Source organism: Centipeda noxia ATCC 43541 (genome assembly GCF_000160555.1).
In the GTDB taxonomy this organism is placed as follows: Bacteria; Bacillota; Negativicutes; order Selenomonadales; family Selenomonadaceae; genus Centipeda; species Centipeda noxia.
In genome coordinates this window covers 1-1,031 of record NZ_GG749290.1, presented here as the reverse complement: position 1 = coordinate 1,031, position 1,031 = coordinate 1, and the positions used below count along the sequence as shown (strand labels likewise).

1 rRNA gene is annotated in these 1,031 nt (G+C 52.6%); it reads left to right on the top strand.

From position 1 onward, the window contains the following. Window positions 1-1,031, top strand: a 23S ribosomal RNA gene (locus HMPREF7545_RS09880); the annotation flags it as partial.

Here is a 1,031-nt window from a genome sequence, read left to right as displayed (position 1 = left end):
GGAGAAAACACCCGATGAACTGAAACATCTAAGTAGTCGGAGGAAAAGAAATCAAAGAGATTCCCTGAGTAGCGGCGAGCGAAACGGGAAGAGCCCAAACCAAGAGACTTCGGTTTCTTGGGGTTGCGGACCTGCAACAAACCGGACACTTTAGTGGAAGCATCTGGGAAGGTGCGGCAAAGAGAGTGAGACCCTCGTACACGAAAGAGTGAAAGGCGGGCAGGGATCCAGAGTACCACAGGGCACGAGGAACCCAGTGGGAAGCAGGGTGGACCACCATCCAAGGCTAAATACATCGAAACGACCGATAGTGGAAAGTACCGTGAGGGAAAGGTGAAAAGAACCCCGGGAGGGGAGTGCAAAAGAACCTGAAACCGTATGTCTACAAACAGTCGAAGCACAATTTAACGTGCGACGGCGTGCCTATTGAAGAATGAACCGGCGAGTTAATTTATGCTGCGAGGTTAAGCGGGCGACGCGGAGCCGAAGCGAAAGCGAGTCTTAAGAGGGCTGTTAGTAGCATGGATTAGACCCGAAACCACAGTGATCTATGCATGTCCAGGTTGAAGCTCAGGTAAAAATGAGTGGAGGACCGAACCCGTGCGTGTTGAAAAACGTTGGGATGAGGTGTGCATAGGGGTGAAATGCCAATCGAACGTGGAGATAGCTGGTTCTCCCCGAAATAGCTTTAGGGCTAGCCTCAGGCGAATCACCATAGAGACGGTAGAGCACTGATCGGGCAAGGGGGCGTAAAGCCTACCGACCCCAGTCAAACTACGAATGGCTCATATGGGCAGCCTGGGAGTCAGAATGCGAGTGATAAGACCCGTATTCAAGAGGGAAACAGCCCAGACCGCCGGCTAAGGTCCCAAATGCTGTGCTAAGTGGAGAAGGATGTAGGACTTCGAAAACAACCAGGATGTTGGCTCAGAAGCAGCCACCATTAAAAGAGTGCGTAATAGCTCACTGGTCGAGAGGCCCTGCGCCGAAAATATCCGGGGCTAAAGCACAGAACCGAAGCCGCGGCAGGG